The organism is Streptosporangium saharense (assembly GCF_014203715.1).
Classification (GTDB): Bacteria; Actinomycetota; Actinomycetes; order Streptosporangiales; family Streptosporangiaceae; genus Streptosporangium; species Streptosporangium saharense.
On record NZ_JACHJP010000011.1, the window covers coordinates 1 to 16,096 of the forward strand.

The window sequence follows — 16,096 nt, forward strand, 5'->3', positions numbered from 1 at the left end:
GGGGCCGACGACCAGAGAGATTCAGCAGCGGCGGCCGCGATCTCGCTGCCCGGTGTGCGGGCGAACATGGTGGGCGGGTCTGCAAAAGCGCGCCGATGCCAAGTACTGCAGCCGGCGTTGCCGCACCGCGGCCTGGCGGGAGCGGCGAGGCGAGGTGCCCAAGTGGCTGGCCGATCTGCGGGCGCGCGCGAGCCGGTAGCGTTCGTGATCCGTCACGCGTTCAGGAGGCGTCACGGTGTGACGCCCGGACGTAACGGCTATCTCCTAGGAGCTGTTTGGGGTTCGGATCTAGGTGAGGCCGGAGAGCGGGCCGGCTGTGGCTGGTAGAACTCGGACGTGGCGCGCTTTGATGTGACGGATGCCGAGTGGGTGTTGATCGAGCCGTATCTGCCGGTGGCGGCTACCGGGCCGTTGCCGCGGCGGGTGCGCGATCAGTTCAATGGGATCCTGTGGCGCTTTCGCACCGGATCGGGCTGGCGTGATGTCCCGGAACGCTATGGGTCTTGGTCCACGCTGTATTCCCGGTTCAACGGCTGGGCCAAGGCCGGGGTGTTCCAGGACCTGATGGACGCGCTGATCGCCGAGGCCGCCTCGCGCGGGCAGGTTGGGCTGGAGGTGGTCAGCGTGGACTCCACCATCGTGCGGGCCCATCAGGACTCGGCCGGGCTGGCGGTGGCCGGGGAGACCCTGGATGCTCTGGAACAGGCACTGACCGAGGAAAAAGGGGCTCCCCTTCCGGAGCAGCCGCCGGTGCTGCGGGTAATGCGCCGCAGGTCACCTCCAGCGCGGACGATGCGGATAATGCGGACGCGTCGCCGGGCCGGGATCGTGCCGCCGTACGGCGACGCCGCAGGGCCCGGGCAAAGGCTGCCGGGCTTGGCCGATCCCGGGGCGGGCTGAGCAGCAAGATCCATGCCGCAGTCGATGCCACCGGGCTGCCGTTGGCCTTCATGCTCACGCCCGGCCAAGCCGCCGACTGCCCGCGCTTCGTCACCGTCCTGAACAAGATCCGTATTCCCGGCCGGGTCGGGCGGCCGCGTACCCGCCCTGCCGCGGTGGCGGCGGACAAGGCCTACTCCTCCCGCGCCAACCGCTCCTATCTGAGGAAACGCCACGTCAAGGCGGTCATTCCCGAGAAGAGGGACCAGGCTGCCAACCGCAGGAGGAAAGGCAGCCAGGGCGGTCGGCCCGTCAGCCACGACTCCGATCTCTACAAGGAGCGCAACACCGTTGAACGATGCTTCCAGAAGATCAAGTCCTGGCGCGGTCTGGCCACCCGTTATGACAAAGCCCCGGAAAGCTACGAAGCTGGACTCCACCTCCAAGGCTCGATCATGTGGCTGAAGCTCCTCACCTCAACCACATGATCCGAACTCTGAACAGCTCCTGGGTCCGATGCCCGAGCCGCCGGACGACGACGGCGCATAGAAGGTGGCGATCAGGCCGGAGCGGCTTCGGTCAGGGGGGACGGCCATGGTGAAGGACGCGGAGAGCCCGCGCTCCAAGTGGCGGGGATCGGTCGGCCTGAGCGAGTCGCCCTACCGGGCATGATCATCCGCGCACGGGCAGGCCATAGGACGCTGCCAGGCGACCGAGGGCCGCGCTCAGCGCGGTCAACTGGGATGAGGTGAGCTCGGCGGCGAGTTTCTCGTCGAGAGCGAGCGCCATGGCGGTGCATTCCGCAAGGAGGTCGCGCCCCTTGGCGGTGAGACTCAGGACCTGGCGGCGGCGAGGATGCCCCCAGGAGCGCGAGCCGCAGGAGCCCAGATCCCGCGGCTCTTCCCCTGCGGGCCGGGACTGGCGCGGCGTCGACCTCGGTGTCCGTGACGAAAAGATCGAGGATGTCCTCGATCTGTTCGCGCGGCTGATGACCACCAAGTTGATCGGCCCGGCCCGCTGCAAGTCCGCCGACAAGCGCCTGTGAATGCTGACGCAGGGGGCTGGAGCGGGCCTCCACGCTGGTGCCCCAAGACTGGACGCGGCCGGGGTCATCGCGGCGGGGTTGGTGGTGATGTCGGATTCGCCGTCGGGGGCACCTCAGATGCCGAGGCGGGTGGCGATGCCGTCGAGGAGGCAGTCGAGGCCGAGGTCGAACTGCCATGCGGCGTCGTCTTTACGGGTGGCGGTGCGCAGGTAGTCCTGGAAGGTCGGATAACGGCCGGTCCGCATGTGCCACATCATGAGCGGGGCGAGGTCGTCGCGCAGTTCGGCTCCGCCGGACAGGCTCTGCTCGCTCACGAGAGTGCTGACGGCGCTTTCGTGGCTCATAGCGCCGTGCACGTAGGCGTCCACGGCGCGAAAGACGCTCATCATCGTGTCGGCGTCCAGGCCGAGACCGTCGAGTGCCGCCAGAGCCTGTTCGGCCACGGTCATCCGGTTCGGCGTGAGGGAGAGTTTGGCCTGCGGGGGCAGCTGGGCCAGCCATCGGTGGCGGAGCATCAGCTCGCGGGTCAGCACGGCCAGGGTGCGCAGGCTCGGCCGCCAGCCGAGGCCGGAGGGTAGCCGCAGGTCGGCGTAGACGTGATCGACCATGAGTTCCAGCAGGTCGTCCTTGCCGGACACGTGACGGTAGGGCGCCATGGGGGCCACGCCCAGGTCGGTGGCCAGGCGGCGCATGGTGATGGCCTCCAGGCCCTCGGCGTCGGCGATTGCGACAGCCGTCGTGGCGATGCGCTGCGGCGACAGTGTCTGGCGGGGAGCAGGTGAGGGGCGCTCCAGCCGCTCCCAGAGAAATGCGTTCTTCTCAGCCGCCATACCGTCCGTCCCTTCCTCGCGTTCGTGTACAACGTATCAGCAGTAGACAATGTACACATCCATGTGTACGTTGTCTCTCGCTCGATACGTTGTACACATCTGAGGAGTGTCATGCTGAACATCGCGGTCATTCTCGGCAGCACCCGTGACGGCCGTTTCGGCCCCGCCGTGGCCGGCTGGGTCATGGATCACCTGGACCGGCGCGGCGACATGAGCGCCGACCTGATCGACCTGGTCGAGACCCCGCTGCCGACCGTCTTCCCGGTGCTCGGCCAGCCGCCCGCCACGCAGGAGGCCAAGGACCTGCTGGCGGCCGTCTCCCCGCGGATGGCGGCGGCCGACGCCTTCGTCATCGTGACCCCCGAGTACAACCACAGCTTCCCGGCAGTGTTGAAGAACGCCATCGACTGGCACACCACCGAGTGGCACGCCAAACCTGTCGCGTTCGTCTCCTACGGCGCCTTCTCCGCCGGGCTGCGCGCCGTCGAACACCTGCGGCTGGTCCTGGCAGAACTGCACGCCGTCACCATCCGCGACAGCGTCGGCCTGCAGCACCCCTGGGCGCAGTTCGACAGCGACGGCAAGGCCGTGGACCTGGCCGCCGACGCCGCCGCCAAGGTTATGCTGGACCGGCTCGCCTGGTGGGCGCAGACGCTGCGCGAGGCCAGGACCGCCCGCCCCTACGCCGCCTGAACCGCCATGACCCGTTCCGGTGTCTTCGGACTGCTCATCGGCATGTTCCTGGCCATGCTCGACGGACTGATCGTGGGCACCGCGCTGCCCACGATCGCCGGTGAACTCGGCGGCCTGGACCTGCTGCCCTGGGTGGTGACCGCGTACATGCTCGCCGGCGCGGCCACCACCCCCCTGTGGGGCAAGCTCGGTGACCTGCTCGGCCGCAAGGCCACCTTCATCGCCTCCATCACGGTCTTCCTGGCCGGGTCCGCGCTCTGCGGCCTGGCCCAGGACATGGCCCAGCTCATCGCCTTCCGCGCCGTCCAGGGCCTAGGCGCGGGCGGGCTCATGGTCGGCGCGCTGGCCATCATCGGCGTGCTGGTCCCGCCCCGCGACAGCGGCCGGCTGCAGTCGATGATCGGCGTCATCATGCCGGTCGCCTACGTCGGCGGGCCGCTGCTGGGCGGCCTGCTCACCGACCACCTCAGCTGGCGCTGGACCTTCTACGTCAACCTGCCCCTCGGCGCCCTCGCCCTGCTGCTCATCCTCACCCGCATCCACCTGCCGCCCGCCGAACGCCACCGTCCCCGCATCGACTACGCCGGAGCAGCCCTGTTGACCGTCGCCATCGTGGCCCTGACCCTGCTGGCGGGCGGGACCTCCTGGCTCCTCGGCGCGATCGGGCTGCTCGCCCTGGCCGCCTTCGTGGCCGTGGAACGCCGGACGGCCGAGCCGATCATCCCGCCCCGGCTGTTCGCCGACCGCGACTTCACCATTGCCCAGGTGCTCAGCTTCCTGGTCGGCGCGGTGATGCTCACCGTGACCACCTACCTGCCGCAGTACCTGCAGTTCGTCCAGGGATCCTCCCCGGCGGCCAGCGGCATGCTGCTGCTCCCGCTGATGTTCGCCATGCTCGGCGCCCAGTTGGTCACCGGCCGTCTCATCAGCGCCAACGGCCGCTACCGGATCTACCCGATCCTCGGCGCAGCGCTCACGGTCGCGGGTGCGCTGGCCCTGCTCCGGCTCGACGCCGACACGCCCGCCGCCCTCGCCTCCGCCCTCACCCTGCCCATCGGGGCGGGGATCGGCTTGGTGATGCAGAGCACCACCCTGATCACCATGAACAGCGCCGACCCCCGCGACATGGGCGCCGCCAGCGGCACGCTCACGCTGCTGCGCACCATCGGCGGCTCACTCGGCATCGCCCTGCTGGGCACCCTGTACGCCGCCCGCATGCACACCGGCCTGACCTCCCACCTGGGGTCGGCCACGGCCGACCGGCTGGCCGCAGGCGGCGAGCTCACGCCCGCCCTCCTGCCGGATCTGCCCGCGCAGACCGCCGACGCCGTCCGGCTCGCCGTCACCGACGGCCTGCACGTCATCCTGGCCGGCGTCGCCGCGCTCGCGGTGATCGCCTTCGCCCTCTCCTGGCTCATCCGCGAGACCCCGCTGCGGGCCGTCACCACCCCACAAACCGCCTCCGAGCATGAAGCGGACGGGCGCTCACCCGAAATCCGGCAGCACACCCCGAGATGACGAAACGAGACACCAACATGCGCGTGATGATCCGCTACACGGTCCGGGCCGACGCGGTGGACCGGAGCCTGGACCTGCTCCGCGCCGTCTACGACGAACTGGCGCAGACCCGCCCCCACGGGTTGCACTACGACACCTACCAACTCGACGACCAGGCAAGCTTCGTCGCCATCATCGACTCCGACGGTCACCCGGCCTCCGCGCCACACCATCGCCTGGCCTCCTTCCAGCGCTATCGGGCCGCGCTGTCAGCGATCTGCGTCGACGGCCCCACCGTGCACGTCCTCAGCGAAGCCGGCTCCTACCACTGCGACCGGACCGCGCCCACCGCCTCCAGCGACACCGAGAGAACATCATGATCAAGCCTTTCCGCATCGACATCCCGCAAGCCGATCTGGACGATCTGGCCACCCGACTGGTCCGCATCCGATGGCCCGACGAACTGCCGGACGCGGGCTGGGACTACGGCATCCCCCTGCACCGGGTGAAGGCACTGGCCGAACACTGGCGCACCTCCTACGACTGGCGCGAGCACGAGGCTCTGCTGAACCAGCACGCGCACTTCACCACGACCATCGACGGGCAGCACCTCCACTTCCTGCACCAGCGCTCGCCCGAGCCGGACGCGCTGCCGCTGATCCTCACCCATGGCTGGCCAGGCTCCTTCGTGGAATTCCTCGACGTGATCGGCCCGTTGACCGACCCGCGCGCCCACGGCGGCGACCCCGCCCAGGCGTTCCACCTGGTCATCCCGTCCATTCCCGGCTTCGGCCTGTCCGGACCCACCCTCCAGCGAGGCTGGGACGTCCATCGCATCGCCCGCGCCTGGGCCGAACTCATGCATCGGCTCGGCTACGACCACTACGGCGCCCAGGGCGGAGACTGGGGAGCCGCCATCTCCCGCGCGCTCGGCGCGACCGCCCCCGACCACGTCGTCGGCGTCCACCTCAACTTCCTGCCCACACCCCCACCCCCCGGCGCCGTACCCGAACTGTCCACAGCCGACCTCGCCCGCCTCGACCGGACCAGGCACTACCTCGCCCACCGGCCCGGCTACCACGTGCTGCAGTCCACCCACCCGCAGACCCTCGCATACGCGCTGACCGACTCACCCGCCGGCCAACTGGCCTGGATCGCCGAGAAGTTCACCGAATGGAGCGACCCGGCCTCCAGCATCAGCGACGATCGCCTGCTCACCAACGTGATGCTCTACTGGCTCACCGCCACCGCGGGTTCCTCCGCACGCATCTACCACGACAGCCCTGCCGGCCCACTGCCATGCCCGACACCGATCGGGGTGGCGGTCTTCGCCCACGACATCATCCTGCCCGTCCGCCCGATCGCCGAACGGACCTACCACGTCACGCACTGGAGCGAGTTCGACAGCGGCGGTCACTTCCCCGCCCTGGAAACGCCCACCACGTTCGTCGACGACGTCCGGGCATTCTTCCACGACCTGCGCTGACACGAAGGAGAGCCAGAGGACAGGCAGCCGTTGGCGCTGCAAATGATCGCGATACTCGCTACGGCGGCCGCGCTCCCTTTGGGGTAGGCGGGCCGCCCATCCTGTGCGCCTCAGCACACGTGCGATTCGACTCTGGAAAGTAGTGACTAGGGACGAGGCGATGAGTTCCTAGATAACCTTCGTTATCTGGCAAGAACAAGATCATATGGCGATGGTGAGCTGCGGATCGCCCCCTCCGTAAAGCCGGTTCGATTCCTGGTTATCTGGCAACTTGCTGAATGGGAGGCGTTGCGGTGGACCCGGTGATCGTCGAACAGCTCGGCAGGGAGCATCCCTTGTCGGTCCATCTGGACGACTTCCTCACCGACCAGAAAACCGCGGGCGCCTCCCAGCACACCGTGCGCGCCTACCGTGGCGACCTTCTCCAATTCACCGCGCACCACGATGGGGAGGTCGGCGAGATCACCACCGCGCCGATCCGGGCCTTCCTGGCAGAGATCGCTGAGCTGTCGGCTGCAACTCGCAAGCGCAAGCGCGCCGCCGTCTCCTCCTTCTGCAGATGGGCCGTGCGCCAAGACCGGCTCGACATCAACCCCATGGACAAGATCGACACCATCAAGGTGCCCAGGACCCTGCCGCGCCCCGCCAAGGCAGTCGATGTCGCCAAGGTCCTGGGCTCGATCTGCAGCCGGCGCCCCCGCAAGGACGTGCCCCTGGATCGGCTCCGCGACCGGGTCCTGTTCGAGACGATCTACGTGTGCGGAGCGCGGGCCGCCGAAGTCTGCGGCCTCGACCTGGACGACTTCGACCTGCGCCAGGACGACGAACATGTCCGCATCCACGGCAAAGGCGGAGCTGTCCGCACGGTGCTCCTCGATGACCGCGGCTATGTCGCGCTGCTCAAGCTCTACCTGGCCCGGGCCGGCTACCGGCACGGGCCCGCCTTCCGCGCCAGCATCAACGGCTCAGGCGGGTCGCTGTCCTACGACGCCGCCCACCACCGCTGGGAGAACTACTGCCACGCGGCCGGGGTTGAGATCGACATCCACCAGCTCCGCCACGCCCACGCCACCGAACTCATCAACGCCGGCGTCTCCATCGAAGCCGTCCGCCGCCGCCTCAGCCACGCCTCCACCGAGACCACCCAGCTGTACACCCTGCTGGCCGACGAGGTCGCTGACGCCGAAATTCGCGCCGCCCGCCGCCGGGACCGCCACTGACCTACACTCCACCGCGCACATCTCGCCCTCCTCAATCAAGATCAATCTCAGCGATAACTACTGTCCGTAGGTTCCCCAACCCCGGTTCACACACGGCTTTTCGCTGTCCAGCCTCTATCGCCTGTCCGTGACGTGTGGAAGGAAAGTCATGACTACCTCCGTACGTGCCCGTTCGCGCCGCCGCCGGCGTACGAAGAGATCCGCGAACAAGAGCCGGTCTCGCGGGTTTGTCTGCCCGACGGCGGGTGGGCCTGGGTGGTCAGCCGCCACGAAGACGTGCGAACCGTGTCGAACGACCGGAGGTTCAGCGCCGACCGGCAGCATCCGGATTTCCCAGCGCTGGTCGAGGGCGAGGCGGCGTCTCGGCGGCCGGGCGAAGAGCGCTTCCTGATCGCCATGGACCCGCCCGAGCACGGGCCGACACGCAGGGCCTGGACAGCACCCTCAGCCAAGAGACCGTTCGCGACTTCCTTCAGCGGGTTCTATCTCCTGACGGCAACCCTCCGAAATCAGCGTGACCTTCCATAGCGCGATGGCCCCGCTCGGAGTCTCCGACCTCCAGTCGGGGATTAGCGCCACCGGCAACGCCGGAAGGACCACCCCCATGCCGAAGAAGACCGGTGATGATCCATACGGCTATGACCCCAAGACCGACACCGTGCGGGTGAGGCGGCACGACCTGGCACGACTCCTGCTTGAGTTCCGGAGCCTGGCCGAACGTCAGGAGCCGCAGAGCTGGTCGCACATGCATGACTACGACCGCTCGTTCGAGCGCTTGGCCGACGCCGTCGATGCCGGAGACCAGGTGTTCCACGGCCACCGCTACAAGGGCCCTGACTACCGGATGCGGTGCAGCCTGTCCCCGGCCTACGAGTGGCCTGAGAAGGCGCCCTACGACGGTGGCGAGGTGAGCACGGTGCAGGTCATCGGCCACGGCTCGCACTATGTGCCCAACGCCGCCGGTGGCCGACACCAGGCCCTGTGCGGCTTGTGGTGGGCGCCGGAAGAAGGAAAACCGATCGAGGGCGAACCAAGCTGCCCCGAATGCCGCCGCGAGCCTCTCCTGGTCCGGTTCCTGCGCTCTCCGGCATAGCAGCAGGACACCGTCGGTGGGTGATGACCGCACCGCCCATGCACCGTCACCTCACCGGAGGCGATCGCCTCCGGCAAGGGATGGAAGTAGCGGCGCAGGTTCTCCGGCTTCCTGTGCCGGGACTTGGCCATCAGCATCAGCAGGCTCGCCCCACCCTCACCCAGGTGCGTCAGTGCCGAGTGGCGGAACTCGTGCAGATCCCAGCCGATGCCCGGCCCACCGAGCGCGGTGTGGGCGTCCAGCAGCGCGCGGGCCTGCCCGTACGACAGGCGGGCGAACCCGGTGTCCGGGCACACATCCCGCGGGCCGACGACCTTGCCCGGGCCAGGGCGGCGATGGGTGACGAACACCGACCCACGCGTACGGCTCTTCAACAGCCGGGCGGCGCTGGCGTCCCAGTAGACGGCCTCCAGCACGAAGTCCTCCCGTGCCTGGCCGCGTCGGCGTGACTTGGAGGTCGCTCCCTTCGCCTTCACCCGCCGTCGGGGCCTGACCGATCGCTGTATCGTCGTGATCGGGTTACACGTCTGGAGGTGATCACGGTGCATTCGATCTTGTGACGGCCCCAACCTGGGGCGTCGCGGAGCCGAAAGGTGACCGTATGAGCAAGACCGACAAGACCCGTCCCTGGTGGGTGCGGATGGCCGAGACGCCGATGGTGACCTGCCTGCCCGTGCACGACCACCGGTTCGGGCCGTGCACGCTGCCGGACAGGATCACCGCCGTCAGCGCTTCCAGGAGCGCCCGCACAGCCGGCTGTTACTGGGGTGCCCCCGCAGGCCGCTGGTTCGGCCACCTCGGCAGAGGCGGATACCTGGAGCGGTACCACCTCCTGCGGGAGGAGCGCCGCAGCAGCCGCCGCCTGGCACGCCGTGAGCTACGCGCCTATCTCGACACGGACTGAGGGCCGACGTCGCCCCTTCCGGTGCGAAGGCGGGACGGTCCCGGCCGTTCCGCCCCCACTCCCCCGGCCCTGCCGGTGAAGCCCCACGACCCCGCCTTCCCGGAGTCCTCAGGAACCTTCAGGAGACAGAACATGATCTTCGCCGCGCGTGAAGGACGCACCGGCTCATGAACCGGCCGGTGTGGTTACTCGATGTCGACGGTGTGATCAATGTCTCCCGGCCCGGCTGGGGAGACGCTCCACGCAGCGGGATCGCCTACTCCGACGGCGAGGCCTATCGCATGCGCTGGGCACCGGCTCTGATCAACCGTGTCCGCGCGCTGCACCAGGCCGACATCGTCGAGATCCGCTGGTGCAGCACCTGGTGTGCCGACGCCGATCAGGTGGAACGACTGTTCGGTCTGCCTTATTTGACCCGCGCCTGGTCAGACCACCTTTCCGGCACCGCCGCCGCGGCGGCCAAACTCGCCGCCGCACGCTTGGTTCTGGCGCGTGGGCGGTGGCTCATCTGGACCGATGACGTCGAGGTGCCCACCGACGGGCCAGTGCATGACGAGCTGACCGAAGGCGGCCGGGCCCTGCTGATCGCGCCGTCACCCCGCGAAGGACTGCGGCCCGAGCACATGGACACGATCGAGGCGTTCGCCTCTGCCGTGAACACCGCCGCGGTGGACGAAAGCCCGTCGGGCACCACCGGCCCGCTCGACGGACACCGTCCATTTGACCTGCGGTGATCTCGGAAAGTCAGGTGTTCACCGCTCGCGAGCGGCGGTCTGCAGTACCGCTCCGGTAGGAAAGAGGAGAGAGATCAGGGCACCGGTGAGGATGGGGGCACCGTGCTCGTCCCCGATCAGGGCAAGCACGGCGGCGGCAATCCTGGGGCTGCGGGGCAGTCCGGTCTGGCCGCGCACCACCCAGACGGTCAGTCCGCCGAGCAGGCCCGCAACGGCGACGGAGGAACCGGCGCTGTAGTCGCCCACGGCGTAGCTGTAGACCTCTCCGGCCAGGTAGAAGCGGCCGTACACCCGCTCGGCGTACGTGCCGAGGAGGAGCAGCGCGGCCCCGTTGAAGAGGATCTGGTACCTGCCCTTGGGGTGAGCGTGTCGGCGGGGCTCCTTGCGCGACAAGGCCGACCGGCTCCTGCGACTTCAGGTAGGCGGCGCAAGCTCACCGAGACCAAAAGTGCCTCTGAGCTGCTCACTGACGCCCCGGTGCGATGCCTCCGGTACCGGTTAGCCGGACCCTCATCCGCCTACTTGTGGGAATTGTCATTCCCGGTAGTAGGCGACATGTGCCGTCGGCGCAACGAAGCTTTATTTCTGATTTTGAATTTCTAGAAAATAGAAAATGCTACCCTGGAACGGTGAGCGAGAAGGCTGGTGTGGTCACGCCGTGCAAGCACTGTGGGATGCCGATCGAGCAGCGGCCGGGGAGGGGGCGTCCCAAGGCGTACTGTCCGCAGAGCGACTGCCAGGCGGCGGCGAAACGGGAACGGGAGCTGAAGCGCGCGACCCCCGGGCTGGAAGGCACGCTCGCCCGCGCGGAGGAGTTCTACGAGCGCATGGAGAAGGGCATGACGGCGGTGATCGCGCCGCTGGCGCAGATCCTGGCCGACGAGCTGAGCCCCGCGGGAGTCGAGGCGAAGCTGAGCGCGGTGCAGGCTGAGGCCCACACCCGCGTGGCGATCGCCCGCACCGAGCGTGAGCAGGCCTTCGAGCAGGTACGGCTGGCACGCGAGGCCACCGGACACGCCCGCCGCGAACGGGACGCGATGGCCCGCCAGGTCGAGGAGGCCAACGCCGAACGGGACATCGCCCTGACCGACGCCGAGACCGCCAGGGAACAGGCGCTGGCCGCCCTGCACGAGGCCGCGGCCACCGAACGGCTCGCCAAGCACGCCGAGCAGGAGGCCAGACGACGGGCCGACCAGGCGGAGGCCGCCAGGGACGCCACGCTGAGGGAGACGGCCGAGCAGATCGAGGCGGCCGAGACCGCCGCGGAGCAGGCGCGGGCGCTGGCCGTACAGGAACGGGAGCGGGCGGAGCGGGCCCGCGCCGAGCGGGACCAGGCGGAACAGGTCGCGGAGGTCGCGCAGCGGACCAGGACGGAGGCCGAACGGGCCGCCGCGGCCTCCGACGCCCGGGCCAGGGCGGCAGAGGCCGAGCGGGACAGGGCCCTGGCCAGGGCCGACACCGAGGCCCAGGGCCGGGCGCAGGCCCTGGCCGAAGCCGCCGAGGCCCGGGCACAGGCGACCCGTGCCGACCGGCAGGCGGCCCAGGCGGACAAACGGGCGACGCGCCGGATCACCGAGGCCGAGGAACGGGCTACGGCGAAGATCGCGGAGGCCGAGGAGCGCGCCGTGGTGAAGGTCACCGAGGCGCAGGCGGAGCGGGACAGGGCGCTCATGCAGCTGGCTATGGAGCAGATGAGACTTTCCGACCTTCGGGAACAGATCGAAGCCCTACGCCTGGAGGCCGCCCAGCTCAGGGAACGCGCGGTGACGGCGGAACTCCGCGCCGCCACCCCTCAGACACCAGATCCCCAGAGATCAGACACCTAGGAGCCAGTCCTCGAAGGTGAGCAGGCCGGGGAAACGGTCGCGGAGTTCGACGAGGTCGGCCTGATAGCCGCTCTCGGCGAACCACTCGAACATCCTGCCCTCGACCGGCAGGGGAACGAGGCGCGTGGGCACCCCGCTGACCTTCTCGTAGATCCGGGCCACCTCGGAGAAGGACAGCTCGTCACCGGCGATCTCGAGTTCCGCGCCCAGGTAGTCGTCGCGGTGGTCGATGACGTGGGCGGCGATACGGCCGATGTCGTCGGTGGCGATCAGCTGCATCGGCCGGTCGGGGAGCACCGGGAGCTCCATCACCCTTTCGCCCGTGGCGTCGGCGTAGTGCAGCAGATTGTCCATGAAGAACACCGGCCGCAGGATGGTCGCGGGCAACCCCAGGGCGCGGATGTAGGACTCGATCGCCGCCTTGCTCTCGAAGTGCTCGATCCCGGTGCGCCGCTCGGCACCGCCGACCGAGCTGTAGACCAGGTGCCCCACCCCGGTGTCCAGGGCGACGTCGGCGACGAGCATGCCCTGCCGTACCTCCGCCTTGAGGGTTTCCGGCTCGTAGGCGAGGGCCTGCATGCTGAACACGGCATCGACACCGCGCATGGCCCGCTCCAGCGAGGCGCGGTCTCCCAGGTCACCGACCGCGAGTTCGGTGCCGGTCAGGCCGCGTGCGGCGGGGCTCTCCGGGTCACGGACCAGGGCGCGGACCCGCCAGCCACGGCCGAGCAGGTGCCGTACGGTGGCCCCGCCCTGCTGACCGGTGGCGCCGACGACCAGGGCGACGCTCACGACGTCACCACCGGGGTGGTCTGGGCCAGCGCGATCCGCCAGGTGCCGTCGTCCTTGACCAGCACGAACGTCAGCGCTCCCGTCCTGCCGTCGTTGACGTGCTTGATCAGGCTGGCCAGTGCCACATCCGGTCGCAGGAACGTGACGTCGAGCAGCTCGTTCCTGGTCAGGACGTCCTTCAGCGGGGTGCGCAGCGCCTCGGCCATGACCTTCTCGACCTGGGCGCGGCCACGCAGCCGGATCCCGGTGAAGTTGACCAGGCTCACCTCCTCGGTCAGCAGCCCGGTGAAACCGGCGACGTCACTCTGTAGCGCTTCGGCGTCGCGGACGACCTGCTCGATCGCCTCGATATCGGGGTTCATGTCGTGTCTCCTCAACTCACGGAGCGATTCGCTCCGCTTTGAGACTATGCCGGAGCGATTCGCTCCGCAACTGGTAGGGTCCGTGGTGATGACCACACGCAGAGACATCACAGAACGCAACGACCGCGCGCTGCTCCAGGCCGCCCGCGACGTGCTCGCCGAGGACGGGGCGCACGCGTCCGTCGCGGCGGTCGCGGCCAGGGCGGGCGTCGGCATCGGCAGCCTCTACCGGCGCTACCGAACGAAGGAGGAACTGTTCCAGCGGCTCAGCCTGATGTCCCTCGACCACTGGAACGAGGCGGCCGAACAGGGTCTGGCCGATCCCGATCCGTGGGCGGGGCTGGCGACGTTCGTCCGCCGCTGCGTCGAGTTCGGGCAGGGCACGCTCGCGCCCATCGCCGGTGCCATCGAAGTGACCCGGGAGATGAGCGACAAGGCCCGCCACGGTGACGAGCTTCTCGACGAGCTGGTACGGCGAGCGCGCGAGGCCGGTGCCCTCCGCGCGGATGTGACCACGGTCGACATCTCCCTGCTCATCGAGCAACTCGGCCGTTTCCCCGCGGCTGACCAGCTCCGCAAGCAGGGCAGGGACGACCTGCTCCCCGGGGCCGCCGAGGCGCGTCGGCGGCTGATCGCCATAGCCCTCGACGGCCTGCGGGCGGGACACGCCCCGCTGCCCGGTTCTCCCCCGGACAACGAACTCTTCACGGGCCGCTGGTCGAACCCGTAGGGGTAAGGCTTATGTGTCCCCGGGGCCAGTAGGCGCGTCTCCCGTGGGTCTCGATCATGAGGCGATCACGGTCGATTCCGCACGGAAGGTGCAAAGTATGAAGAAATCAGTCATCGCCTTAGCCATGGGCGCCGTCGTCACCGGCGCCCTGCTCACGTTGCCCGCGACGTCGGCGAACGCCGCTGCCGGGTGTCAGTACAACTACGGCACTCCCACCCCCTCCGGCAGCACGAACGGGTTCGCCGCCAAGTGCGACGCGGTCGGCCCGGCGTACGAGTACCGCGCGTGGGTGCAGTGTGAGAACGGCCGTCGCGACGGGGGCTGGGCCCGCACCAACTCCGGCCAGTGGTCGACCGCCAGCTGCGGGCCGTACTACATCATGCGCCTGAGCTACGGCCTGGACACGCGTCCCGTCGCCTGACGACCGGAAGATCACCCGGCCCGCCATGCCGGGCCGGGAGAGGTCAGTGGACCACGGCGCGGGCGAGGAGATGGTGGAGGGCGTCCTGCTCCTGGGAGGACAGCGGCGCCAGCGGGGAGCCCTCGGAGAGCAGGCCCAGCAGGCGTTCGCGGAGCTCGGCGCCCGAAGGGGTGAGGACGAGCTGCTTGGCGCGGCGGTTTCCCGGGTGGGGATGGCGTTCGAGATAGCCCTGTTCCTCAAGGCGGTCGGCCACAAAGGTGGCGTTGGACGGCTCGCAGCTCATCCGTTCGGCCAGCTCGCGCAGGGTCATGGGGCCGGTGAGCTCACGGAGCGCGACCCCCTGCGAGGCGGTCAGGCCGAGGGTGGCCGCGCGGGCCCTGACGTGCGCCTCGATCTGTTTGGCCAGGCCGTTGATCAGTCCGCAGAGCTCGCGGTCGGCCTGGACTCGGTTCTCTCGCTCGTCGGTCACGGCAGGATTCTACTGCAGTTAGAACGATTGCAATTAGAACTATTGCAGTTGTAATGTTCCCTCCGTGCCGCCGCCCGGCGGCCTCCTCCCGAGCACGAGGTGGGAACCATGACCACGACGACCGACTTCGACCGCACGCGACTGAGCCGCACGCCACGCGTCCGCTCGCTCCGGCTGGGCGATCTGACGGTCACTTACGTCCCCGACGGTGCGGTACGGCTCAAGCCACACGGCTGGCTGCCCGCCGCCACCGCCGACGACTGGGCGGACAACCGTGACCACCTCGACCAGGACGGTCTCCTGGTGGCCGGGATCGGCGGGCTGCTGGTCGAGCGGGGTGACCGGGCGCTGCTCATCGACGCCGGATTCGGCCCCGAGTCCCACCCTGACGATCCGGGCAACCCGCTGATCGGCACGCTGCACGGCGGTGAGCTCCTGGAGAGCCTGCGACGGCTTGGCCGTACGCCGGAACAGATCGAGGCCGTCGCCATCACCCACCTGCACCCCGACCACCTGGGCTGGACCTGGAGCGACCTGCTTCCCTTCGCGCACGCCGCCCACCTGGTCGCGGCGCCCGAGTGGGAGCGGCGTGACCTCGCCGCCGAACCACGGCTGGCCGTCATGGCGCCCCGGGTCCGTACGGTCGAGGACGGCGAGGAGATCTTCCCCGGGGTGAGGGCCTCGTTCGCGCACGGGCACACCGTCGGCCACACCACCTACGTCATCACCGGAGGCGGACGGCGGCTCATCGCGTTCGGCGACGCCCTGCACACGCCGGTCCAGGTCACCCACCCCGAATGGTCCTGCGGGATCGACCACGACCCCATCGAGTCCGCCGAGCACCGCCGTCGGCTGGTCGAGGAACTGAGCCGCCCCGGCACGGTCGGCTACGGCGGCCACTTCGCCGACGTGGTCTTCGGCCGCGCGGAACCCCGCCCCGACGGCCACCTCACCTGGGTCCCCATCGCCTGACATGTCCCCCGGCGCCCGCTTCACCGCGACCACACGGCCTCCCCAAGCGTCGGGCCGTATGGCTGCTCGTCGTCGCGGGCATCGGGAACAGCGTCGTCCAGCCCGTCGGTGACGTTCGCGGTAGGGCCGCGCTGATCATCTTC

18 protein-coding genes and 1 pseudogene are annotated in these 16,096 nt (G+C 69.2%); 14 read left to right on the forward strand and 5 right to left on the reverse strand.

Annotated elements, in window-relative coordinates:
* The first annotated feature begins 336 nt into the window (after nucleotides 1-336).
* A pseudogene (locus FHS44_RS33685) lies at nucleotides 337-1,367 on the forward strand (IS5 family transposase).
* A 332-nt stretch (nucleotides 1,368-1,699) separates the two neighbouring features.
* The gene (locus FHS44_RS33690; protein ID WP_184722435.1) at nucleotides 1,700-1,924 is read left to right on the forward strand and encodes a hypothetical protein; all 225 of its coding nucleotides are present in this window, start codon (nucleotides 1,700-1,702) and stop codon (nucleotides 1,922-1,924) included.
* 113 nt (nucleotides 1,925-2,037) lie between these two features.
* On the opposite strand, the gene FHS44_RS33695 is transcribed toward FHS44_RS33690, so the two are convergent.
* Nucleotides 2,038-2,754: a TetR/AcrR family transcriptional regulator C-terminal domain-containing protein gene (locus FHS44_RS33695; RefSeq protein WP_184722438.1), complete on the reverse strand. Its 717-nt coding sequence runs from the start codon at nucleotides 2,752-2,754 to the stop codon at nucleotides 2,038-2,040.
* Nucleotides 2,755-2,865: 111 nt separating this feature from the next.
* Between FHS44_RS33695 and FHS44_RS33700 the strand changes: the two genes are divergently transcribed.
* The 8 genes from FHS44_RS33700 (at nucleotide 2,866) to FHS44_RS33735 (ending at nucleotide 10,381) form a co-directional block, all read left to right on the forward strand.
* Nucleotides 2,866-3,447: an NADPH-dependent FMN reductase gene (locus FHS44_RS33700; RefSeq protein ID WP_184722441.1), complete on the forward strand. Its 582-nt coding sequence runs from the start codon at nucleotides 2,866-2,868 to the stop codon at nucleotides 3,445-3,447.
* 6 nt (nucleotides 3,448-3,453) lie between these two features.
* Entirely contained in the window at nucleotides 3,454-4,965 is a 1,512-nt protein-coding gene (locus tag FHS44_RS33705; RefSeq protein WP_184722445.1) for an MDR family MFS transporter, read from the forward strand.
* Nucleotides 4,962-5,324, forward strand: a complete 363-nt coding sequence (locus FHS44_RS33710) for a hypothetical protein (RefSeq protein WP_221461636.1) — start codon at nucleotides 4,962-4,964, stop codon at nucleotides 5,322-5,324. The genes FHS44_RS33705 and FHS44_RS33710 overlap by 4 nt, the downstream gene beginning before the upstream one ends.
* Nucleotides 5,321-6,430 (forward strand): epoxide hydrolase family protein, encoded by a 1,110-nt coding sequence (locus FHS44_RS33715; protein WP_184722448.1) that lies wholly within the window; start codon nucleotides 5,321-5,323, stop codon nucleotides 6,428-6,430. The genes FHS44_RS33710 and FHS44_RS33715 overlap by 4 nt, the downstream gene beginning before the upstream one ends.
* Nucleotides 6,431-6,723: 293 nt before the next feature.
* Nucleotides 6,724-7,650 carry a tyrosine-type recombinase/integrase gene (locus FHS44_RS33720; protein ID WP_312863918.1) on the forward strand — a complete coding sequence of 309 codons (927 nt, stop codon included), beginning with the start codon at nucleotides 6,724-6,726 and terminating at the stop codon, nucleotides 7,648-7,650.
* A 532-nt stretch (nucleotides 7,651-8,182) separates the two neighbouring features.
* Nucleotides 8,183-8,743, forward strand: coding sequence for a hypothetical protein (locus tag FHS44_RS33725; protein WP_221461637.1), 561 nt, complete (start codon nucleotides 8,183-8,185; stop codon nucleotides 8,741-8,743).
* Nucleotides 8,744-9,344: 601 nt separating this feature from the next.
* Nucleotides 9,345-9,647: a hypothetical protein gene (locus FHS44_RS33730; RefSeq protein ID WP_184722454.1), complete on the forward strand. Its 303-nt coding sequence runs from the start codon at nucleotides 9,345-9,347 to the stop codon at nucleotides 9,645-9,647.
* A 167-nt stretch (nucleotides 9,648-9,814) separates the two neighbouring features.
* Nucleotides 9,815-10,381 (forward strand): HAD domain-containing protein, encoded by a 567-nt coding sequence (locus FHS44_RS33735; RefSeq protein WP_221461638.1) that lies wholly within the window; start codon nucleotides 9,815-9,817, stop codon nucleotides 10,379-10,381.
* An 18-nt stretch (nucleotides 10,382-10,399) separates the two neighbouring features.
* Here the strand turns inward: FHS44_RS33735 and FHS44_RS33740 are convergent, their stop codons facing one another.
* Nucleotides 10,400-10,774: a hypothetical protein gene (locus FHS44_RS33740; RefSeq protein ID WP_184722458.1), complete on the reverse strand. Its 375-nt coding sequence runs from the start codon at nucleotides 10,772-10,774 to the stop codon at nucleotides 10,400-10,402.
* 236 nt (nucleotides 10,775-11,010) lie between these two features.
* On the opposite strand from FHS44_RS33740, the gene FHS44_RS33745 reads away from it, so the two are divergent.
* The gene (locus FHS44_RS33745) at nucleotides 11,011-12,207 is read left to right on the forward strand and encodes a coiled-coil domain-containing protein (protein WP_184722461.1); all 1,197 of its coding nucleotides are present in this window, start codon (nucleotides 11,011-11,013) and stop codon (nucleotides 12,205-12,207) included.
* Here FHS44_RS33745 and FHS44_RS33750 read toward each other — a convergent pair.
* Both FHS44_RS33750 and FHS44_RS33755 read right to left on the reverse strand, forming a co-directional pair.
* Entirely contained in the window at nucleotides 12,196-12,999 is an 804-nt protein-coding gene (locus tag FHS44_RS33750; protein ID WP_184722464.1) for an NmrA/HSCARG family protein, read from the reverse strand. The two genes, FHS44_RS33745 and FHS44_RS33750, sit on opposite strands and share 12 nt — an antisense overlap.
* Nucleotides 12,996-13,361 carry an SgcJ/EcaC family oxidoreductase gene (locus FHS44_RS33755; RefSeq protein WP_184722481.1) on the reverse strand — a complete coding sequence of 122 codons (366 nt, stop codon included), beginning with the start codon at nucleotides 13,359-13,361 and terminating at the stop codon, nucleotides 12,996-12,998. The genes FHS44_RS33750 and FHS44_RS33755 overlap by 4 nt, the downstream gene beginning before the upstream one ends.
* An 88-nt stretch (nucleotides 13,362-13,449) precedes the next feature.
* Here FHS44_RS33755 and FHS44_RS33760 point away from each other — a divergent pair, with 88 nt between their 5' ends.
* Together FHS44_RS33760 and FHS44_RS33765 are read left to right on the forward strand one after the other, a co-directional pair.
* Nucleotides 13,450-14,091, forward strand: a complete 642-nt coding sequence (locus tag FHS44_RS33760) for a TetR/AcrR family transcriptional regulator (RefSeq protein WP_184722484.1) — start codon at nucleotides 13,450-13,452, stop codon at nucleotides 14,089-14,091.
* Between the two features lie 97 nt (nucleotides 14,092-14,188).
* Nucleotides 14,189-14,512 carry a hypothetical protein gene (locus FHS44_RS33765; protein ID WP_184722487.1) on the forward strand — a complete coding sequence of 108 codons (324 nt, stop codon included), beginning with the start codon at nucleotides 14,189-14,191 and terminating at the stop codon, nucleotides 14,510-14,512.
* Between the two features lie 43 nt (nucleotides 14,513-14,555).
* Here FHS44_RS33765 and FHS44_RS33770 read toward each other — a convergent pair whose 3' ends face one another.
* Nucleotides 14,556-14,981: a MarR family winged helix-turn-helix transcriptional regulator gene (locus FHS44_RS33770; RefSeq protein WP_184722490.1), complete on the reverse strand. Its 426-nt coding sequence runs from the start codon at nucleotides 14,979-14,981 to the stop codon at nucleotides 14,556-14,558.
* 108 nt (nucleotides 14,982-15,089) lie between these two features.
* Between FHS44_RS33770 and FHS44_RS33775 the strand changes: the two genes are divergently transcribed.
* The gene (locus FHS44_RS33775; RefSeq protein ID WP_184722493.1) at nucleotides 15,090-15,953 is read left to right on the forward strand and encodes an MBL fold metallo-hydrolase; all 864 of its coding nucleotides are present in this window, start codon (nucleotides 15,090-15,092) and stop codon (nucleotides 15,951-15,953) included.
* Nucleotides 15,954-16,096 lie beyond the last annotated feature (143 nt).

What these genes read in the sequence shown, in the direction of transcription:
- FHS44_RS33695 (WP_184722438.1), bottom strand. Translation starts at nt 2,754, where the DNA reads ATGGCGGCTGAGAAGAACGCATTTCTCTGGGAGCGGCTGGAGCGCCCC.
- FHS44_RS33700 (WP_184722441.1), top strand. Translation starts at nt 2,866, where the DNA reads ATGCTGAACATCGCGGTCATTCTCGGCAGCACCCGTGACGGCCGTTTC.
- FHS44_RS33705 (WP_184722445.1), top strand. Translation starts at nt 3,454, where the DNA reads ATGACCCGTTCCGGTGTCTTCGGACTGCTCATCGGCATGTTCCTGGCC.
- FHS44_RS33710 (WP_221461636.1), top strand. Translation starts at nt 4,962, where the DNA reads ATGACGAAACGAGACACCAACATGCGCGTGATGATCCGCTACACGGTC.
- FHS44_RS33715 (WP_184722448.1), top strand. Translation starts at nt 5,321, where the DNA reads ATGATCAAGCCTTTCCGCATCGACATCCCGCAAGCCGATCTGGACGAT.
- FHS44_RS33725 (WP_221461637.1), top strand. Translation starts at nt 8,183, where the DNA reads ATGGCCCCGCTCGGAGTCTCCGACCTCCAGTCGGGGATTAGCGCCACC.
- FHS44_RS33730 (WP_184722454.1), top strand. Translation starts at nt 9,345, where the DNA reads ATGAGCAAGACCGACAAGACCCGTCCCTGGTGGGTGCGGATGGCCGAG.
- FHS44_RS33735 (WP_221461638.1), top strand. Translation starts at nt 9,815, where the DNA reads ATGAACCGGCCGGTGTGGTTACTCGATGTCGACGGTGTGATCAATGTC.
- FHS44_RS33755 (WP_184722481.1), bottom strand. Translation starts at nt 13,361, where the DNA reads ATGAACCCCGATATCGAGGCGATCGAGCAGGTCGTCCGCGACGCCGAA.
- FHS44_RS33760 (WP_184722484.1), top strand. Translation starts at nt 13,450, where the DNA reads ATGACCACACGCAGAGACATCACAGAACGCAACGACCGCGCGCTGCTC.
- FHS44_RS33765 (WP_184722487.1), top strand. Translation starts at nt 14,189, where the DNA reads ATGAAGAAATCAGTCATCGCCTTAGCCATGGGCGCCGTCGTCACCGGC.
- FHS44_RS33775 (WP_184722493.1), top strand. Translation starts at nt 15,090, where the DNA reads ATGACCACGACGACCGACTTCGACCGCACGCGACTGAGCCGCACGCCA.